18 protein-coding genes are annotated in these 17,645 nt (G+C 70.3%); 8 read left to right on the forward strand and 10 right to left on the reverse strand.

Annotation, left to right across the window (positions count from 1 at the left end):
• The first annotated feature begins 1 nt into the window (after nt 1).
• Together ABFJ78_RS02055 and ABFJ78_RS02060 are read left to right on the forward strand one after the other, a co-directional pair.
• Nucleotides 2-517: a copper resistance CopC family protein gene (locus ABFJ78_RS02055; protein WP_436383851.1), complete on the forward strand. Its 516-nt coding sequence runs from the start codon at nt 2-4 to the stop codon at nt 515-517.
• On the forward strand, nt 517-1,545 hold the full coding sequence (locus ABFJ78_RS02060; protein ID WP_436383852.1) for a copper resistance D family protein: 1,029 nt from the start codon (nt 517-519) through the stop codon (nt 1,543-1,545). The genes ABFJ78_RS02055 and ABFJ78_RS02060 overlap by 1 nt, the downstream gene beginning before the upstream one ends.
• 212 nt (nt 1,546-1,757) lie before the next feature.
• Here the strand turns inward: ABFJ78_RS02060 and ABFJ78_RS02065 are convergent, their stop codons facing one another.
• The gene (locus ABFJ78_RS02065) at nt 1,758-2,645 is read right to left on the reverse strand and encodes a phosphotransferase family protein (RefSeq protein ID WP_436383853.1); all 888 of its coding nucleotides are present in this window, start codon (nt 2,643-2,645) and stop codon (nt 1,758-1,760) included.
• Between the two features lie 22 nt (nt 2,646-2,667).
• Nucleotides 2,668-4,053 (reverse strand): tetratricopeptide repeat protein, encoded by a 1,386-nt coding sequence (locus tag ABFJ78_RS02070; RefSeq protein ID WP_372667631.1) that lies wholly within the window; start codon nt 4,051-4,053, stop codon nt 2,668-2,670.
• 322 nt (nt 4,054-4,375) lie between these two features.
• On the opposite strand from ABFJ78_RS02070, the gene ABFJ78_RS02075 reads away from it, so the two are divergent.
• Both ABFJ78_RS02075 and ABFJ78_RS02080 read left to right on the forward strand, forming a co-directional pair.
• The gene (locus ABFJ78_RS02075) at nt 4,376-4,711 is read left to right on the forward strand and encodes a hypothetical protein (RefSeq protein WP_086675046.1); all 336 of its coding nucleotides are present in this window, start codon (nt 4,376-4,378) and stop codon (nt 4,709-4,711) included.
• A gap of 13 nt (nt 4,712-4,724) precedes the next feature.
• Nucleotides 4,725-5,147, forward strand: a complete 423-nt coding sequence (locus ABFJ78_RS02080; protein ID WP_436383854.1) for a hypothetical protein — start codon at nt 4,725-4,727, stop codon at nt 5,145-5,147.
• Nucleotides 5,148-5,581: 434 nt separating this feature from the next.
• Here ABFJ78_RS02080 and ABFJ78_RS02085 read toward each other — a convergent pair whose 3' ends face one another.
• Together ABFJ78_RS02085 and ABFJ78_RS02090 are read right to left on the reverse strand one after the other, a co-directional pair.
• Nucleotides 5,582-6,844: an MFS transporter gene (locus tag ABFJ78_RS02085; RefSeq protein WP_436383856.1), complete on the reverse strand. Its 1,263-nt coding sequence runs from the start codon at nt 6,842-6,844 to the stop codon at nt 5,582-5,584.
• Complete coding sequence (locus ABFJ78_RS02090; protein WP_436385361.1) at nt 6,834-8,153, reverse strand: GH1 family beta-glucosidase; 1,320 nt, start codon at nt 8,151-8,153, stop codon at nt 6,834-6,836. Before ABFJ78_RS02090 ends, ABFJ78_RS02085 begins: the two co-directional genes overlap by 11 nt.
• Before the next feature lie 129 nt (nt 8,154-8,282).
• On the opposite strand from ABFJ78_RS02090, the gene ABFJ78_RS02095 reads away from it, so the two are divergent.
• Nucleotides 8,283-8,930 carry a TetR/AcrR family transcriptional regulator gene (locus tag ABFJ78_RS02095; protein WP_436383857.1) on the forward strand — a complete coding sequence of 216 codons (648 nt, stop codon included), beginning with the start codon at nt 8,283-8,285 and terminating at the stop codon, nt 8,928-8,930.
• A gap of 189 nt (nt 8,931-9,119) precedes the next feature.
• Here ABFJ78_RS02095 and ABFJ78_RS02100 read toward each other — a convergent pair whose 3' ends face one another.
• The gene (locus ABFJ78_RS02100) at nt 9,120-10,304 is read right to left on the reverse strand and encodes an amino acid deaminase/aldolase (RefSeq protein ID WP_436383858.1); all 1,185 of its coding nucleotides are present in this window, start codon (nt 10,302-10,304) and stop codon (nt 9,120-9,122) included.
• 85 nt (nt 10,305-10,389) lie between these two features.
• Here ABFJ78_RS02100 and ABFJ78_RS02105 point away from each other — a divergent pair, with 85 nt between their 5' ends.
• Entirely contained in the window at nt 10,390-11,685 is a 1,296-nt protein-coding gene (locus ABFJ78_RS02105; RefSeq protein ID WP_436383859.1) for a D-arabinono-1,4-lactone oxidase, read from the forward strand.
• On the opposite strand, the gene ABFJ78_RS02110 is transcribed toward ABFJ78_RS02105, so the two are convergent.
• From ABFJ78_RS02110 to ABFJ78_RS02120, 3 genes are read right to left on the reverse strand one after another with little or no spacing between them, the layout of a single operon-like run.
• A complete protein-coding gene (locus ABFJ78_RS02110) occupies nt 11,682-12,632 on the reverse strand; it encodes a ribose-phosphate diphosphokinase (RefSeq protein WP_372667624.1) in 951 nt (316 codons plus the stop codon). The two genes, ABFJ78_RS02105 and ABFJ78_RS02110, sit on opposite strands and share 4 nt — an antisense overlap.
• Nucleotides 12,629-13,279: an SDR family oxidoreductase gene (locus ABFJ78_RS02115; protein ID WP_436383860.1), complete on the reverse strand. Its 651-nt coding sequence runs from the start codon at nt 13,277-13,279 to the stop codon at nt 12,629-12,631. Before ABFJ78_RS02115 ends, ABFJ78_RS02110 begins: the two co-directional genes overlap by 4 nt.
• 10 nt (nt 13,280-13,289) lie before the next feature.
• On the reverse strand, nt 13,290-13,940 hold the full coding sequence (locus ABFJ78_RS02120; protein WP_086676034.1) for a hypothetical protein: 651 nt from the start codon (nt 13,938-13,940) through the stop codon (nt 13,290-13,292).
• 422 nt (nt 13,941-14,362) lie between these two features.
• Between ABFJ78_RS02120 and ABFJ78_RS02125 the strand changes: the two genes are divergently transcribed.
• Together ABFJ78_RS02125 and ABFJ78_RS02130 are read left to right on the forward strand one after the other, a co-directional pair.
• Nucleotides 14,363-15,433, forward strand: coding sequence for an HpcH/HpaI aldolase/citrate lyase family protein (locus ABFJ78_RS02125; protein WP_436383862.1), 1,071 nt, complete (start codon nt 14,363-14,365; stop codon nt 15,431-15,433).
• Entirely contained in the window at nt 15,430-16,287 is an 858-nt protein-coding gene (locus ABFJ78_RS02130) for an HpcH/HpaI aldolase/citrate lyase family protein (protein ID WP_436383863.1), read from the forward strand. The genes ABFJ78_RS02125 and ABFJ78_RS02130 overlap by 4 nt, the downstream gene beginning before the upstream one ends.
• A 2-nt stretch (nt 16,288-16,289) precedes the next feature.
• Here ABFJ78_RS02130 and ABFJ78_RS02135 read toward each other — a convergent pair whose 3' ends face one another.
• A complete protein-coding gene (locus ABFJ78_RS02135) occupies nt 16,290-17,132 on the reverse strand; it encodes a CU044_5270 family protein (protein WP_436383865.1) in 843 nt (280 codons plus the stop codon).
• Complete coding sequence (locus ABFJ78_RS02140; RefSeq protein ID WP_436383866.1) at nt 17,125-17,622, reverse strand: RNA polymerase sigma factor; 498 nt, start codon at nt 17,620-17,622, stop codon at nt 17,125-17,127. Before ABFJ78_RS02140 ends, ABFJ78_RS02135 begins: the two co-directional genes overlap by 8 nt.
• Between the last annotated feature and the right edge of the window lie 23 nt (nt 17,623-17,645).

The following is a 17,645-nucleotide window of genomic DNA, read 5'->3' on the forward strand; positions in this document are numbered from 1 at the left end:
GGTGGTGGCCGTGCTCGGCACGGCCACCCCGGCGCTGGCGCACAACGTGCTGATCTCCTCGGACCCGGCGAACGGCTCGTCCGTCGCCGCCGGCCCGCAGAAGATCAGCCTGACGTTCGACCAGTACGTGCAGGGCGCGGACGTCAACCAGATCGCGGTGACCGGGCCCGGCGGCGGCCAGTGGGCCGAGGGCCCGATCAGCGTGGTGAACAACGTCATCAGCGCGCCCCTGCGGCCGCTCGGCCCGGCCGGCAAGTACACCGTCGGCTACCGGGTGCTGTCCGCGGACGGCCACCCGGTGACCGGTGAGCTCTCCTTCACCCTCACCGCGGCGGGCACCGGCACGCCGGCGACCGTCGACGCGGCGAAGTCACCGGGCAGTTCGTCGCAGGCGGCCCCGCAGTCCGGCTCGACCGGGGTGCCGATCTGGGTCTGGATCGCCGGCGCCGTCGTGCTGCTGGCCATCGGGCTGACGGTCGCCCTGCGCTCGGGCCGGTCGGTGGAAGAGAAGAACTGATGACGCAGGCCGAGACCACCGCGAAACCCCGCTATTCGACGCTGCTCTGCGTCGTGACGGCGGGCCTGCTCGGCGCCCTGATCGGCGTCGCGCTCATGTCCACCACCCCGGTCCCCGGGGTCGTGGAGCCGAGCGCGGTGGTCTCGGCCGGCATCCCGGTCGTGCGGGTCCTGCTCGACCTCGCCGCGGTCACGACCATCGGCCTCGCGCTGCTGTCGGTGCTCGTCGGCTACGACCGGCCGAAGCTGACCGAGCCGGTCATGCGGCTGGCGCGCCCGGCCGGCGTCGCGGCCGCGCTGGTCTGGGCGACGGCCGCCGTCGTCGCGCTGATCCTGCAGACCGCGGAGTACAAGCCCGGCTCGTCGACGCTCACCGCCGGGGACATCGGCAGCTACATCGCGAACGTCGGGGCGGGCAAGGCACTCGTCATCGTCGCCGCGCTCGCGCTCGTGCACGCCGGGATCGGCGCGCTGGCGCTGCGCTTCGGTGAGAAGGTGCCCGCCGAGGTCCGCGTCGGGCTCGGCCTGTTCGCGCTGCTGCCGCTGCCGGTCACCGGGCACGCGTCGAACTGGAACTACCACGACTACACGATGATCTCGATGGAGCTGCACGTCATGAGCGCGGTCGCCTGGACGGGCGGCCTCGGCGCGATGACCGTGCTCCTCGTCGCGAACCGGACGCTGCTGGCGCACGCGCTGCCCCGGTTCTCGAAGCTCGCGACGCTCTGCCTGATCCTCTCGGCGGCGACCGGGCTGTTCAACGGGCTCGTCGAGATCTCGCTCAACCCGACCATCGGCTTCTGGGCGGCGATCTTCACGACGCCGTACGGGCAGCTCTTCGTCCTCAAGTTCCTCTGCACCGGCGTCATCGCGCTGCTCGGCGCGTACACCCGCTTCCGGCTGATGCCGCAGATCGTCCGGCACAACCGCACGGCGCTCGCCGCGTGGGCGACGCTCGAGCTGACCGTGATGGGTCTGGCGTTCGGCTTCGCCGTGGTGCTGACGCGGGCGCCGGTCGTCGCGTCCTGAAAACCCTTCCTCGCTGGTAGAACCCCGTCTCAGGTCACGCCGAGTAGCTGCAACTTGCGCATTGGGCTGACCGGTAGACCATTGGGGGCGACCTGTTGGACCGAACTTTCTACCCTGAGAAGAGCCCATTTCGGAAGCGACGAACGGTCATCTGCAGTCGGCGAATGCACGTGCAGGTTGTGGCGCCGGTCACATGATGTGACAGAACCGGCTCAGCGGTAACGCGTCCAGCGTGCGTCCGTCCGGCCGCTGCGGAGGTCGTCCAGACGGCGGAACAGCTCGGGGCGCACCTGGGGCCGGCTGCGCAGGATGGGCAGCACGCTCGTCGTCAGCTTCAGTTCGCGGATGGCCCGGAGCACGGCGAACCCGGACCACGACGTCACGTCGAAGCCGTACGCCGCGGCGAACGTCCGGTAGTGCACCGGCGGGTCGCCGAACCGTTCGCGGCCGACCGCCAGCGGCGTCAGGTCCCACTCCGGCGGTCCGACGCACGACGAGTCGAAGTCGCAGAGCACGGGCCCGTCCGGCCCGGGGATGACGTTGCCGGGGTACGCGTCGCCGTGGACCAGGCCCTTGGGCAGCGGGAACTCCAGCCCGGCCAGCGCGGCTTCGAGCTCGGCGCAACGGTCGAGCAGGAAGGCGCGGTCGGCGTCACCGAGTTCCTCGGCGTCGGAGACGCGGGCTCGCACCGCGGCGAACGGCGCCCACTCGGCCAGGCCGTCGGGCGCCGGGAGCGCGTGCACCTGGCGCAGCAGCCGGGCCAGGTCGGCCGACGTCGCCGGCCGGCCGATGCTCGGCACCTGGTGCCACACGGTCACGAGGTGGCCGTCGACGGACATCGGCTGCTCGACGGTGTCGAGCAGCCGGATCGCGGGGACGTCGTGGCGTTCGAAGTGGCGGGCCACGCACACGACCGTGCCGACCCGGTGCCGCAGCTGGGTCGAGCCGACGATCCGGATCACGAACGGCGCCGTGACCAGCGCGTACACGGCGTTGTTGGTGAACCGCAGGAGCCGCGCGCCGGCCGGGTCGAAACCCAGCCGCGCGCAGGTCGCCGCCAGTACGCCACGCAGCTTGCCGGAGGTGAACCGGCCGTCCAAGACGGTCTCGGCCCCTTCGGCGTCAGGCGGCGTAGAAAGCGTTGAGGCGGTCGGCGAGGTCACGCGCGTCGGCGTTGTTGCGGCGGCGCTCGGCCTCGTCCTGCAGGGGCCGCATGCGGTCCTTGACCCGCTCGGACTTGATGCCCTCGGCGCAGTCGATGGCCTTGCCGCCGACCTTGGCGCCGTGGTCGAGGTCGCCGTCGAGCAGGTGGTTGGTGGCCAGCGCGCTGAGCATGAACGTCTTGGAGCGGGCCATCTCGTCGTCGTAGGACTCGACGGCCCTGGTCAGCGCCGGAATGGCGTACTTCGTGTGCTCGGCGTTCTGCTGCGCGAGGACCGTGTGGACGGTGCCGACCATGGCGTAGACGTCGGTCTCGGTGAAGAACTTCACCCAGGACTCGGCCTCGGCCAGGTTGGCGCGCTCGAACTCGTCCTTGCTCCGGCCGAGGAGCTTCACCGCCTGCTCTTCGTTGCCCATCATCGCGTAGGCCCAGGCCTCGTTCGCGCAGAGCACGGAGACGGCCAGCTCGGAACCGCTTTCCTGGGCGGCGATCTGGCCCAGCTGGAACAGCTTCAGCGCGTCGTTCGGGGCGTCCTGGTGCAGGTAGACGCGGCCCATCCGGTAGAGGACGTTGGCGACGAGCGGGTGGTTCTCGCCCTGCTTGGCCAGGTCCAGCGCGTTCGCGAAGTGCCCGCGCGCGGAGTCCATCAGGCCGGTGTCGAAGGACGTCCAGCCGGCCAGCGAGTGCAGGTCGGCCAGCGCCACGTACAGGCGGTTCTTGACGATGTCGGTGCCGTGCGCCTCGAGCATCTGCTGTCCCCAGGACAGCTGCGCCACGACGGCGTCGCGGCAGAACCCGCCGCCGTACTGGTAGTCCAGCGCCCGGAGCGCGCGCGTCGCGGCCTCCACCTGGCGCACGTCGGTCATGCCGATGCGCCCGGGCGCCGGCGTCCGCGCCGGCCCGGCCGACCAGGTGCCCGACTCCGGACCGAACACCGCCGCACCCATCGTGACCTGGGCGGCGTGCGCGAGGAACCTCCGTCGCTTCACGGACTCGTCCTCCTCAGCCTGCTGGCCGTCGGCGGAGCCGACGACGCGTATCGCCGTGGCCTCGTCGTAGGCGAGGCCCATGTATCCACGTGGGACACCCAGGCCGTCGGCGATCCGCGTGAGGACGTCGTAGGCCATGACCTGGCGACCCTTGAGGATCTCCGACACCTCGGACTGGGACTGGCCGGTCATCGCGGCGATCTGGCGCTGCGAGACACCGTGCTTGCGCAAGAGGCGGTAGACGGCGCTGATCTCGCGGGACGCGAGAGCCGCTCTCATCTCCGGCTGCTCCCACGCGTCAGCGGGAACCGCGTGGCTCTGCCGGGCTTCGGCACTGCCACCGTTACTGGCGTCCATCGCGCCCCCTCCAACTGTCCGGTCGGGCGTCTGTGAAACAGCGTAGGCAAACCTGCGGAACCGTGTGAACAGCCGAACTGGTGCCCTGATCGGTCCGGGCGAAGTCCGTTGACCGCTTACCGTGGAACCCGGTCCGGTCACCGCTATGACGCCATTTCGACCTTCTATCGCACCCGGTTTCACCTCACTGTAGTTGTCAGATCTCCGTCACCGCCCGGACACCGGCAGCGATCACGGAGAGCTACGAAAACCGCAGGGATGTTGCAGAAGGCATCTTCGGAGCCCGACGGATCCGAAGACGGACGACAGAGCGGAGAAGGGCGTGGAGTTCGTGGACTCGTTCGCAGGGGGACATGCCGGCACGGCGACCCGCGCCGTGCGGCCGGCGGTCTCTCCGATCTCCGCTGTCCGACCGGTCACCCCCGCCGCCGCGGTGGACCCCCGCACCGCGAGCGTCCGCCACTACGAGGGCGGGCAGCTGGTGTGGCGCGTGCAGTGCGGCGACCTCATCAGCCGCGAGCGCGCGGTGACGGTGTTCGTCGAGGACAACCAGGTGGTACTGGTCTCGCCCCCCGGCGAGACCGCGCGGTTGACGTCCGGCCAGCTCGGCCAGCTGCGCGCCGCGCTCAACGAAGCCGCCAAGATGGCGGAAAGGTAACGGTGAGCTGATCATGGATCAGGTACTCGGGCAGGTCCTCCGCAACGCGGTCTGGGAGCGCCTCGACATGCTGACCGACCTGGCGAACCGCGCCGACGCCCAGTCGCTCGTCTCGGTCGCGCGCTCCGAACTGCCCCGCTTGACGGAAGCGTGGCGCGCGATGCTGAAGATGCACGAGCCCGACGAGCGCGGCGACTGCCCGACCTGTTCGACCCGGTGGCACCGCTGCAAGGCGCCGTGCTCGGTCTGGCAGGTCGCGCACGAACACCTGGTGGCGGGCGGCCTGGCCCCGCAGCAGCAGCCTCCGGCGAGCCGGCTGAGCGGGCGGCGCAAGAGCCCGGTGCCGGCGCAGGACCGCGGCGTGCCGGCCCCGAGCGCGGCCGAGACCACCGGGCGCCACGCGCTGGTGAACCCGCGCCGAGCGGTCACCGCCTGATCCACCGCGTCAAATCCACGTGAAGCGACGCAACTTTCGTGGCGAAAGTGGCGTGAAGTTCCCGTGAAGTGGCGCAACTTTCCTAGCGAAAGTGGCGCCTCCCTGATCCGGCGAGCGCGGCCGACCGATCGCCCCATCGGACCCGCGCCGGCTCTCGCCCGGCCGGGGACTGTTTCGCCCGCACCCCCGAGCAGCGCGAACCAGTCCTCGGCCACACACCCGGTCCCCACCGCGATTAATCGAAAAAATTACGCGTTAGGCCTAGCCCAGGCGGTAATCGCCCGCTAGATTGATCAACACACGCGGTATGGACCATTGGTTCACCCGCGTTGCCCGCCCTGCTGTTGATCCGAAGCAGTGCGGCCCTCGAATTCCGCGGGCCGGTGCCGTTGCACTCCCCTCCCCCGACCGGCACCGGCCCGCGGTTCCAAGTTCTAGCGAACCGCCTTCACGCGCAGCACGAGCACCGCGGCCAGCAGCGTCGCGACGGCCGAAGCCCCGAACAGGCCGGGATAGCCACCCAGGTAGGCCAGCACCAGCGGCGTCAGCAGCGGCGCGACCACCTGGGGCAGCGAGTTCGCGATGTTGATGACGCCGAGGTCCTTCGCGCGGTCCTGCGCCGCCGGGAGGACCTGCGTCAGCATCGCGAGGGCGACAGCCATGTACGCGCCGAAGCCGACGCCCAGCAGCGGCGACGCGGCGAGCGCGACCGGCCAGCTCTGCCAGACGACCAGCAGCAAAGCGGCCAATGCCATCACCCCGGAGGCCGCGAGGACGTACGGCTTACGCCGTCCGGACTTGTCCGAGAAGTGGCCGGCGAGCACGGCACCGAGGACGAGCGCGACGCCGTACAGCCCCATCATGATGAGCAGGCCCGTGTCCGGGTCCTCGTAGTGCACCGCGTCCTTGAGGAAGAACAGCAGGTAGAGCGTCCCGAACGCGTTGCCGAGATTGATCATGAAGTGGCACGACCAGGCCCACGCGAAGTCCGGGTGCCGCCGCGGCGAGACCCAGAGGTTGCGCAGGACCTCGCCCACCTGGGACGACGGCCGGTACTCGACCGGCAGGCGCGCGTCCGGCGTCCGGAGCACGAAGAACGCGGCACCGGCGACGACGATCACCGCGCAAACCGCGTAGGCCAGCGGAATCCCGGCGATGCCGAGCATCACGACGACCACGACCGCGCCGAGCACCGTGCCGAGCATCTGCGCGATCCCGACGAGCCCGCCGACCTGCGCCCGCTGCCCGACCGGGACGCGGTCGGCGATGGCGGACATGAGGGTGGCGAGCATGCCGTTGAGGCCCGCTTGGACGAGGCACCAGCCGACGATCAGGACCGCGACGGTCGGCGCGAAGGCCAGCACGAGCAAACCGACGGTCGCGACGGCGGCGCCGATGACCGTCCACGGGTGGCGGCGGCCGAAGCGCGAGGTCGTCCGGTCGGACAGCAGCCCGATGGCCGGGTTGACGACCAGCGCGACGATCGCGCCGACGCCCATCACCAGGCCGAGCACGAACTCCTTGTTCGCCTGGTCGAGCAGTTCGGCCTGCTGCGGCAGCAGCACCTGGATCGGCGCGTAGATGCCCAGCCAGAGCGCGATGTTCGCGAAGAACAGCAGGCTCATCCAGCCGGGCCGCACCCGCACGACGGGCTCGGCGAGCGCCTCCGGCAGGGCCTGGGTCGTTTCACTGCTCATGGCGCACCAGCTTCCGGTACCAGTGGAACGAGTCCTTCGGCGTGCGCCGCAGGGTTTCGTAGTCGACGTGCACCAGGCCGAAGCGCGGCGCGTAGCCCTTGGACCACTCGAAATTGTCCATCAGGGACCAGCAGAAGTAACCCCGGACGTCGACGCCGGCGTCCATCGCCTCCCGCAGCGCGACGAGGTGGCTGTGCAGGAAGTCGATCCGTTCGGGGTCGTGCACGCCGCCGTCCTCGGCGACGACGTCGGCGAAGCTGCAGCCGTTCTCGGTGATCTGGATGGGCGGCAGCTTGTCGCGGTAGCGCCGGTGGAAGTCGAGCAGCAGCTCGCGCAGGGCGTGCGGGACGATCGGCGAGTCGTTCGTCGTCATCGGGTAGCCCTCGATCGGGCGAAGTTCGAAGGGCAGCGGATTGCCCGGCCCGGGCTTCGCGACGCCCTGCGGCTCGTAGTAGTTGACGCCGTAGAAGTCGAGCGGCTGCGCGATGGTGGGCAGGTCGCCGGCGAACCCGGCGGGCAGGTGCTGGTGGAGCTGCTCGGGGTAGCTGCCGAGCAGCACGGGGTCGGCGAAGAGGCGGTTGAGCAGGGCGTCGAGCCACTCGGCGGCGTCGTGGTCGGTTTCGTCGGCGGGCCAGATCGGCGAGTGGTTGTTGGCGGTCCCGATGTTCGTCGCACCGGCCGCGCGGAGGGCCTGGACGGCGAGTCCGTGCGCGAGGTTCTGGTGGTGCGCGGTCGGGATGGCGTCGAGCAGGAGCGTCTGACCGGGCGCGTACTCACCGATGGCGTAACCGAAGATGGACATGACCATGGGCTCGTTGAGCGGAATCCACAGTTTCACCCGATCGGCGAAGCGCTCACCGAGGATGTGGGCGTACTCGGCGAAGCGCTCAGCGGTCGTGCGGGAGAGCCAGCCACCGTCGTCCTCGATCGCTTGCGGGGTGTCCCAGTGGTAGAGCGTGACGGCGGGAGCGATGCCGGCTTCGCAGACGGCGTCGATGAGCTTGTCGTAGAAGCCGAGTCCGTCGGGGTTGGGCGCGCCCTTGCCATCGGGCTGGATCCGCGGCCAGGCGATGGACATCCGGTAGGCGCCGACGCCGAGTTCGGCCATCAGCGCGATGTCTTCGGGGTAGCGGTGGTAGTGATCGGCGGCTACGGTCGCTTTTTCCCCGCGGGCGATCTTGCCCTCGGTCGCGGAGAATGTGTCCCAGATGGACGGTCCGCGCCCGCCTTCGCTGGTGGCGCCCTCGATCTGGAACGCCGAAGTGGAGACACCCCAGAGGAAATCGGGCGGGAAGATCGGGTTCTGCACCGGTGCTGACCCCTTCGTCAGGCCACCCGTACGGGTGAACATGAAAAGTTCTCATATACTAGGTCTTCACTCGTCCGTGGGGAAGCCCGTCGGCACGATAAAGTCCCAGATCAGACGAGGAGGAGCGCCGTGTCCGACATCCAGGCCGCGAAGGTGCCGGCAGAAGCCACCCCCTTGCGCCGTCAGCCGGTCCAGCAGCGAAGCGCGAAGAGAGTCGAGCAGATGCTCGACGCGAGCGCGGCGCTGATCGACGAACTCGGTTACGACGCACTGACGACGACCCTGATCGCCAAACGAGCGGGCGTGGCGGTCGGTTCGCTGTACCAGTTCTTCCCGGACAAGCGAGCGGTCGTGCAAGCGCTTACGGCGAGGAACTTGGAGCGCTTCGTGGGCGCGGTGAACGAGCGCCTGAAGCAGCTGGGACCGGAGCACTGGTGGGACGTCGTGGACTCGATCCTCGACATCTACCTGGAGATGCACCGGACGATGCCGGGCTTTTCGAAGGTCCACTTCGGCGACATCATCGACCGGCAGTTGCTGGACGAGACGCGCGACAACAACGCGGTGATCGTGGATTCGCTGACGGATCTGGTCGCGACGCAGGTGGATCGGCCGGTCGAGGATCTGCGGTTCGCGATCGGGATCGCCAACGAGGTGGCGGACGCGTTGCTGAAGCTGGCGTTCCGGAAGGAGCCTCGGGGCGACGAGAAGATCGTCGCTGAGGCCAAGTACGTGGTCAAGGGGTACTTGGCGGCGCGGTTCGGGGAGCGTTCGTAGCTGTCCACAGAAGTTGTCCACAGGTATGCACAGCTGTGGACAACTCGGGTGTCCGGGGCCGGTTTGTCGGTGGGCGCCGATAGACTGGATGTGGGGGTTCCCCGGGGAGGGTGGGCTGCGTGTGGGCCCGGTCGGTGAGGGGTGCGTGCCGTGTGGGGACTCGTCCCCGACGGCAGGTGAGCCCCGGGGTCAGCCGAAGTTCTGGTGCTCGCCTCGGTACGTCGGGACCGTTCGCTCCACCCGGTCGCCCATCACCAAGTGGTAGTGCGTGAACCGCTCCGCCAGCTCCCCCGCCTTCGCGTGCCGCAGCCACACCCGGTCGCCCAGCTGTAGTGAACGCGCCGCTCGGCCCGTCACCGGCGTCTGGACCTCGCCCGCGCCTTCGAAACCCAGCAGCTTCAGACCCGTCGGCAAGTACGGCTGCGGGACCCGGGAAGCACCCGCCGGTCCCGAAGCGATGTAGCCGCCCGAGAACAGCGTGGCGATTTTGCGAGTCGGCCGGCGCACCACCGGCAGCGCGAACAACGCTGCCGGGCGGGGGCTGAAGCGGGAGTAGCCGTCGAACAGCGTCGGGCCGATCAGGCCCGAGCCCGCCGCGATCTCCGTGACCACCGCGTCCGCTCCCGTTGACTCGATGCTTCCCGTGCCTCCGCCGTTCACGAACTCCAGCGACGTCACCGCCTGGACCGCGCGGACCGCCTCGCCGCGGCGGCGGTTCAGCTCCGTCGCCGAACGGCGCTGCATCCAGCCGATCACCAGGCGGTTCAGGCGGGCTCCCGCCGCGTCGCCGAGGCCGGCGATCTGGCCTTCGTACGCCATCACGCCCACCAGGCGGAAGCCCGGGCGGGCCAGTACCTGCTGGGCGAACGTCGATGCCTGCTTCGGCGTGAAGATCGGGGACCGCCGCGTGCCGACGTGGACTCCCGGGAGCGGGCGCCACGACGCGTCCAGTTCCAGACAGACCCGGATCTCCGGGTGGCCGTGGCCGAGGGCCGCGTCGACCAGGTCCAGGTGGGCCGGCGAGTCCACCATGATCGTGATCGCCGCCCGGGCTTTCTCCGACGCGGCCAAGCGGCGCAGGGCTTCGTGGTCGGCCGTCGGGTAGGCGACGACGATGTCATCGGTCGTGCCCAGCTCCGCGTGCCAGATCGCTTCCGCCAGCGAGTAGCACATCAGGCCCTCGAAGCCCGGCATCGCGAGCACGCGCTCCAGCAACGCCCGGCAGCGGACCGACTTGCTGACCACCCGGATCGGCTTGCCCGCCGCGCGGCGGCGGAGGTCGTCGGCGTTCGCGTCGAACGCCGCCAAGTCGACCACGGCCAAGGGTGGATCGAGGTCCTTGGTCGCCAAGTCGTACACCGTCGCACTGGTCACGAGGTCTAAAGTACGACACGAAGGCTTGAAACGCGAATACTGTTCACATACTGTTTCGGGCACTCGACCGATGGAGGGTGCGCGCATGACCCGGTGGACCAACTGGGCGGGCACGGCGTCCGCCTCGCCGCAGCACGTTCACCAGCCGCGCAGCGCGGCCGAGATCGCGGCGGCCGTCGAAGGCGTCGCCGCGGCCGGCCGGACCGTGCGACCCTGGGGCAGCGGGCACTCGTTCACCGCGATCGCCGTCGCCGACTCCGACGCGCTCGACCTGCGCCACTGGACCGGCATCGAGCGCGTCGACCTGGAAACCGGGCACGTCACCGTCCGCTCGGGCACCACGATCAAGCAGCTCAACGCCCAACTCGACGCGCTCGGGCTCGCCATGACCAACCTCGGCGACATCGACGCGCAGACCATCGCCGGCGCGATTTCCACCGGCACCCACGGCACCGGCGCGCGCCTCGGCGGCATCGCCACACAGATCGCCGCGCTCGAACTCGTCCTCGCGGACGGCTCGGTCGTCTCCTGCTCGGCGGACGAAAAACCCGACCTCTTCGCCGCCGCCCGCGTCGGCCTCGGCGCGCTCGGCGTGATCACCACCGTGACCCTGCGCTGCGAAAAGTCCTTTTACCTGCGCGCGCAGGAACGGCCGGAGCCGCTGGAGCAGGTCCTCGAGGGCTTCCACGACTTCGCCGACCAGAACGAGCACTTCGAGTTCTACTGGTTCCCCTACGGCAAGAACGCCCTGGTCAAGCGCAACAACCGGTGCGAAACGGCCGAGCCGCTGAGCAAGGTTCGCGAGTTCGTCGACTACCAGATCATGGAAAACGTCGCGTTCGGCGGGCTCTGCCGGACCGGTCGGCTGATGCCGCGGCTCGTGCCGTCGCTCGGGAGCTTCGCCTCGAACGTCCTCTCCGCACGCGAGTACAGCGACGTCTCCCACCGGGTCTTCGTCACCGCGCGCAATGTCCGCTTCACCGAAACGGAATACGCTGTTCCACGTGAATCAGTGCTCGACGTGCTCGCCGAACTACGGGCGGTAGTGCCGACGCTGACGGACCCGGTGATGTTCCCGGTCGAGGTGCGCGTCGCCGCGGCCGACGACATCTGGCTGTCGACCGCGCAGGGCCGCGACTCCGCCTACATCGCCATCCACCAGTTCGTCGGCATGCCGTACCGCGAGTACTTCAGCGCGTTCGAGAAGATCGCCGGCGCGGTCGGCGGCCGCCCGCACTGGGGCAAGATGCACGACCTCGACGCCGGCGTCCTCCGCTCGCGCTACCCGCACTTCGACGACTTCCTGCGCGTGCGCAAGGAAACCGACCCGAACGGCGTCTTCACGAACACCTACCTGGACCGCGTGCTCGGCCCGGCCTAGAAGAGCGCCGACACGGATTCGCCGTTGTGGATCCGGCGGATCGCCTCGGCCATCGCCGGCGCGATCGACAGGATCTTCAGCTTTTCGGTGCGCTCTTCCTCCGGGACCGGGACCGTGTTGGTGCAGACGATCTCCAGCACCTCCGGCCGGCTGCCGATGCGCTCGATGGCCTTCGCCGCGAACAGCCCGTGCGTGCAGGCGACGCGGATCGAGCGCGGCTCCAGCTCGGCCAGCCGGTCCAGCAGTTCGAGCACCGTGCTGCCCTTGGCGATCTCGTCGTCGAGGACGATCACGTCGCGGCCGGTGATCTCGCCGATCACCGACGTGATCTGGACGCGGTCGTCGGGGAAGCGCTCCTTCGCGCCGGCCGCGACCTGGGCGCCGAGGAGCCGCGCGAAGTGCGACGCCTCCTTCGCGTTGCCCAGATCGGGCGAGACGACCGTGGTGCGCGAAAGGTCGTACTGGCGGAAGTGCTTGGCCAGCTCCTGCAGCGCGTGCAGGTGGTCGACCGGGACGCTGAAGAAGCCGTGGACCTGCGGCGAGTGCAGCGTCATCGCCAGGACGCGGTTCGCGCCCGCTGTGGTCAGCAGGTCGGCGACCAGGCGGCCGCCGATCGAGATGCGCGGCGCGTCCTTCTTGTCCGAGCGCGCGTACGAGTAGTGCGGCATCACCGCGGTGATCCGGGACGCCGACGCGCCGCGCGCGGCGTCGAGCATCAGCAGCAGCTCGACGAGGTGTTCCTGCACCGGCTTGACCAGCGGCTGGATGATGAAGACGTCCCGCTCGCGGCAGTTGGCCTGCAGCTGGACCTCGAGGCAGTCGTTCGCGAACCGCCGGACCTCGGCCGGCTGCAGCGGGACGCCGAGGTGGGCGCAGATCTCTTCGGCCAGCTCGGGGTGCGCGCTGCCGCTGAAGACGGCGATTTCCCTGGAAGCCTGCGTGATCACAGCGCGGAGATCGCTTCGCCGATGGCGTCTTCACCCGAGATCAGCGTCAGGGTGCGCCGCGCGGTCTCGGGTGCGTCCAGCAGGCCGACGAGCACCGCGGCGACGTCGTCACGCGGGATCGGGCCGCGGCCGGTCTGCTCGGCCAGCAGGACCAGGCCGGTGCCGGGGTCGTCGGTCAGCGAGCCGGGCCGGAGGATCGTCCAGTCGAGGTCGCGCGCCTTGAGGTCGTCCTCGGCCGCGCGCTTGGCGCGCAGGTAGTGCCGGAACTCCTCGGTGACGTCGGGGTTCTCCGGGTTGTCGGCGCCGATCGAGCCGACCTGGAGGTGCCGCCGGACGCCCGCGCGCTCGGCCGCTTCGGCGAACAGCGCCGCGGCGCCCCGGTCCACTGTGTCCTTGCGGGCGGTGCCGCTGCCCGGGCCCGCGCCCGCGGAAAACACCGCGGCGTCGGCACCCTTCAGCACCTCGGCGACGGCGTCCACATCGGAATTCTCCAGGTCCAGCACTACGGCCTGGGCGCCGGCGGCTTCGAGGTCCGCCGCGTGGGCGGGGTTCCGGATGATGCCGACCGCTTCGTCCCCGCGCGCGGCGAGCAGCCGCTCCAGCCGCAGCGCGATCTGACCGTGTCCACCAGCAATGACGACTCGCATGGTGCCGAGACTAGTGCGAAGCGGGCGCCTCCGCGGTCCGGAGCAGGTGGTCGTAGACCAGCTCGTTCACCAGGCGGGAAACCGGGTCCTCGGCGAGCAGGACGCGCTCGGTGCGGCCCTCGAGGTCGAGGTCGACGACCGCGTTCGGGTCGGCCGTCACGACCGCGAGGCCGTACGCGCGGGCCCGCGGCAGGCAGTTGCCGACGTAGTCCTCGGTGAGGATCGCCGGCGACGGGAGCACCATCGCGGCCTCGCCGTAGCGGGCGAACGGAACCGCGGAGGCCATCGCGGTGCGCCAGTGGCGCGCGACGGCCAGGACGCCGACGATCTCGGCGGCCGGGGCGGGGGCGGTTCCGGCCAGCTCCGGCCAGGTCCAGGTGTCGACGGTGGCACGGTCGGCCACCGGGCCGGCACCCATCGCGATGCGCTCGGCGTGCACGTCGGTGCGGAGCTTGGCGACCACGCAGACCTTGCGGCCCAGGATCGTGATCTCGGGGAGGACGACGCCGTTCCAGCCCAGCTGGGCGGCGGCGGCGCGCGCGAGCTCGTCGACGCTCGCGGGGAGCTCGATCGGCGGCACCACGCGGCTCGGCATCGACCGGCTGCGCTTCGCGCCACCGGCGACCGTCGAGCGCTCGGTGTTCTGAGGTGTAGCCGCCACGAGTCCGCCTCCTTCTAACCTGCACCGCTTCGTGACCGGGGGAAACCGGCACTCAACCTGTCTAACAGCGCGGCGGCGCGGCGTCGCCGGGTAGTGCGAGTGGCTGCGATCGGCGGCGCCCAGCGGTCGATGACCGGTCGGTAGGCGGTCATCCGACTTCGGTCGAACGGTGCGGCCAACCGAGTGATCGCGGGGTGAGTGGCACTACGGAACGGTTCCACCCGACTACCCGGGGCAGGAATCGCCAAACCCGGTCCGACTAGCCCGTTCGGCGCAATACCGGGAAAATCCACAGTGGACGCGGGCCGCTGAGCTGCGGTTGTCCGCCGTCACCCACATGGCGGTGACTTGCGCCGCAGCGGTGACGCGGCCCCGCGACTAAAGTTACCGATCAGTCACTTAGTCGTCGCCGTGGAGGACCGATGCGCTCCCCGAAGGACTTCTTCGCCCCGCTCGCCCTGGGCGCGCCCGCTCCCGTGCGGGAGATCCCGGTGACGCCGTCCCGGATGATCCACTTCTTCGACCCGGGCAACGAGAAGATGGCGGCCAAGGTGCCGGACATCGCGAAGAAGGTCGACGTCCTGCTCGGCAACCTCGAGGACGCCGTGCGCGCCGACCGCAAGGAGGCCGCGCGCGCCGGGCTCGTCTCGATCGCGAAGGCCAACGACTTCGGGAAGACGCAGCTGTGGACGCGCGTCAACAGCCTGGACTCGCCGTGGGTGCTCGACGACCTGGTCACGCTGGTCACCGAGATCGGCGACAAGCTCGACGTGATCATGGTGCCGAAGGTCGAGGGCGCGCAGGACATCCACTACGTCGACCGGCTGCTGGCCCAGCTCGAAGCGCGCGCCGGCCTGACGAAGCCGTTGCTGGTGCACGCGATCCTCGAGACGGCCAGCGGGGTGGCCAACGTGGAGGAGATCGCCGGCGCGAGCCCGCGCATGCAGGGCATCTCGCTCGGCCCGGCGGACCTGGCCGCGAGCCGCCGGATGAAGACGACCCGCGTCGGCGGCGGGCACCCCGGCTACCTGGTGCGCACCGACCCGACCGGCGACGACCTGAACGAAGGCCGGACGACGTACCAGCAGGACCTGTGGCACTACACGGTCGCGCGGATGGTGGACGCGTGCGCGATGCACGGGATCCTGCCGTACTACGGGCCGTTCGGGGACATCCGCGACGTCGTCGCGTGCGAGGACCAGTTCCGCAACGCGTTCCTGCTCGGCTGCGTCGGCGCGTGGAGCCTGCACCCGGTGCAGATCGACATCGCGAAGAAGGTGTTCTCGCCTTCGCCGTCCGATGTGGCCTGGGCGCGCCGGGTGATCGCCGAGATGGGCGACGGCACGGGCGCGGTGATGATCGACGGGAAGATGCAGGACGACGCGTCGGTGAAGCAGTGCCGCGTGGTCGCCGAACTGGCCGACGCCCTCGCGGCGGACGACCCCGAACTCGCCGCGGCCTACGACGCGGCCACCAAGGAGGCCCTCGGATGACCGAAGTGAAGCCGAGGCGCTCTGTCCTCTACATGCCCGGCGCGAACGAGAGAGCGCTGGAGAAGGCCAAGACGATCCCGGCGGACGCGCTGATCCTCGACCTCGAGGACGCCGTCTCCCCCGATGCCAAGGAAGCCGCGCGCGAACGCGTGTGCGCGGCCGTCGGTTCGTACGGCTCGCGCGAGGTGACGATCCGGGTCAACGGGCTGGACACCGAGTGGCACGACGCGGACCTGCGCGCGGCCGCGTCGGCGGGCCCGGCCGCGGTGGTCGTACCGAAGGTGAATTCGGCGGCCGAGGTACACAACATCGAGCGCGCGCTGGAGCTCGGCGGGGCGCCGGACCACACGAAGATCTGGGCGATGGTCGAGACGCCGGTCGCGATGCTGCACGCGGAGGAGATCGCGGCGGCGTCCGAGCGGCTGACGGTGCTGGTGATGGGTACGAACGACCTGGCAAAGGAGCTGCACGCGGAGTTCGTCCCGGGTCGCGGGCCATTGCTGGGCGGGCTGTCGCTGTGCCTGCTGGCCGCGCGGGCGACGGGTCGCGTCATCCTCGACGGCGTCTACAACGACGTGAAGGACCTTGAAGGGTTCGAGGCGGAGTGTGAGCAGGGGCGGCAGTACGGCTTCGACGGGAAGACGCTCATCCACCCCGCGCAGGTCGAGCCGTGCAACCGGATCTTCGCGCCGTCGGAAGAGGAGATCGACCGCTCGCGGCGGATCATCGAGGCCTTCGAGGAGGCTCGCGCCGCGGGCCGCGGTGTGGTGACTGTGGACGGCCGGATGATCGAGAACCTGCACGTCGACAACGCGCGGAGGGTGCTGGCGCTGGCCGAGGCCGTCAAGAGCTGAGGTCACTTCGGCAGGTCGTCCGTCCATTCGCCACTGACCGCGTACGTGTCGCCGTTTGCGTTGTGGACCGGCTTGCCGGTCCAGTCCAGGAACACCGATGAGCTGTCCACCCGGCCGGTCGCCGGGTCGACGACGAGGCGGCCGCCGCCCGGTAGCCGGACGCTTCGGTCGTCCAGCGCGTGTACACCCGGGTACGCGGCTATCGCGCGGAACGCCGCGGCGCGGACCGCCGGGGGCGCCGGCACCGTGGAGACCAGGTCGATCAACCCGTCGAGCACCGCGAAGCCGAGCTGGTTCGCGGGCACCCCGTGGCGCGTCAGCCCGTCCGTGAGCCAGGTCCGCAGGGCTGCCGGGTCCGGGGGCAGCGCCAAGATCGTGCTGAGGGTGACGTCGTCGTCGCCGTTGATGCGGATGGGCCGGGCGCGGGGCATGAGTTCGGCTTTGCCGTGGCGGTTCTCGTCGCGGTACCACTCCTGCCCGTCGGTGGTCGTCCAGTACTCCCAGGTCGCCTTGCCCACCTTCGTCGTCGTGTGCCAGTACTTGCCGGTGCCGACCTGGGTGCGCTCGGCGGCCGTGGCCGCCGCCAGCAGGACCTGCGGGCCGGTGTAGACCGGGGCCACCGCCTGGGGAGGCGGCGGTGGGGCCGGCGGGCCGGGCACGGTCGCCACGACTGCCGCGACCGCCGCCGCGGCCGCGACGAGCCCGGTGCCGACCACCAGTGGGGAGACTCGCTTGCGGCGCCGGCCGAGCGCGTGGTTGCGCAGCCGGTGGCGGCTGCGGTCGACGACGTCCTGGGCGGGCTCGTCGGGCAGGAGTGCCGTGCGCAGGGATTCGAGGTCATTCATCGGTGGCCTCCGGGGCGAGAACGGGAGCGAGCTTCTTGCGGGCGCGGGTGAGCCGGGAGCCCACCGTGCCCGGGGAGATGCCGAGCGCCTCGGCGACTTCCGCGTAGCCGAGGTCGGCGAGGGCCACGAGCAGCAGGACGTCCCGCTCCCCGGCGGTCAGCCGCGACAACGCTTTTCCCAGCTGTCCCCTGATGGCGACGGAGTTTTCGTGTCCCTCGGCGGGCCGGGGCACCTCGATCCGCGCGAGCGCGCGGTAGTGGCGGGCTTCCTTGCGGCGGTGTCTCGACACCAGGTTCGTCGCGATGCCGAACAGCCAGGCACGCAGGTCGCCGCGGGCGGGGTCGAACGTTTTGCGGCGGTCGAACGCCACCAGGAACGTCTCGGCGGCGACGTCCTCCGCGACCTGCGTACCGAGCCGGCCGGCGATGTAGCGGTAGACCTCGGCGAAGTGGCGATCGTGCGCCTCGGTGAACTGATCGGCGCCAGTCACCGGGGCTGCCTCTGTCATGGGGT

The organism is Amycolatopsis sp. MEPSY49 (assembly GCF_051337345.1).
Lineage (GTDB): Bacteria > Actinomycetota > Actinomycetes > Mycobacteriales > Pseudonocardiaceae > Amycolatopsis.

Excerpts from the sequence above, each read along its gene's own strand:
- ABFJ78_RS02060 (WP_436383852.1), top strand. The coding sequence starts at position 517 with ATGACGCAGGCCGAGACCACCGCGAAACCCCGCTATTCGACGCTGCTC.
- ABFJ78_RS02105 (WP_436383859.1), top strand. The coding sequence starts at position 10,390 with ATGACCCGGTGGACCAACTGGGCGGGCACGGCGTCCGCCTCGCCGCAG.
- ABFJ78_RS02080 (WP_436383854.1), top strand. The coding sequence starts at position 4,725 with ATGGATCAGGTACTCGGGCAGGTCCTCCGCAACGCGGTCTGGGAGCGC.
- ABFJ78_RS02130 (WP_436383863.1), top strand. The coding sequence starts at position 15,430 with ATGACCGAAGTGAAGCCGAGGCGCTCTGTCCTCTACATGCCCGGCGCG.
- ABFJ78_RS02125 (WP_436383862.1), top strand. The coding sequence starts at position 14,363 with ATGCGCTCCCCGAAGGACTTCTTCGCCCCGCTCGCCCTGGGCGCGCCC.
- ABFJ78_RS02085 (WP_436383856.1), bottom strand. The coding sequence starts at position 6,844 with ATGAGCAGTGAAACGACCCAGGCCCTGCCGGAGGCGCTCGCCGAGCCC.
- ABFJ78_RS02070 (WP_372667631.1), bottom strand. The coding sequence starts at position 4,053 with ATGGACGCCAGTAACGGTGGCAGTGCCGAAGCCCGGCAGAGCCACGCG.
- ABFJ78_RS02115 (WP_436383860.1), bottom strand. The coding sequence starts at position 13,279 with ATGCGAGTCGTCATTGCTGGTGGACACGGTCAGATCGCGCTGCGGCTG.
- ABFJ78_RS02135 (WP_436383865.1), bottom strand. The coding sequence starts at position 17,132 with ATGAATGACCTCGAATCCCTGCGCACGGCACTCCTGCCCGACGAGCCC.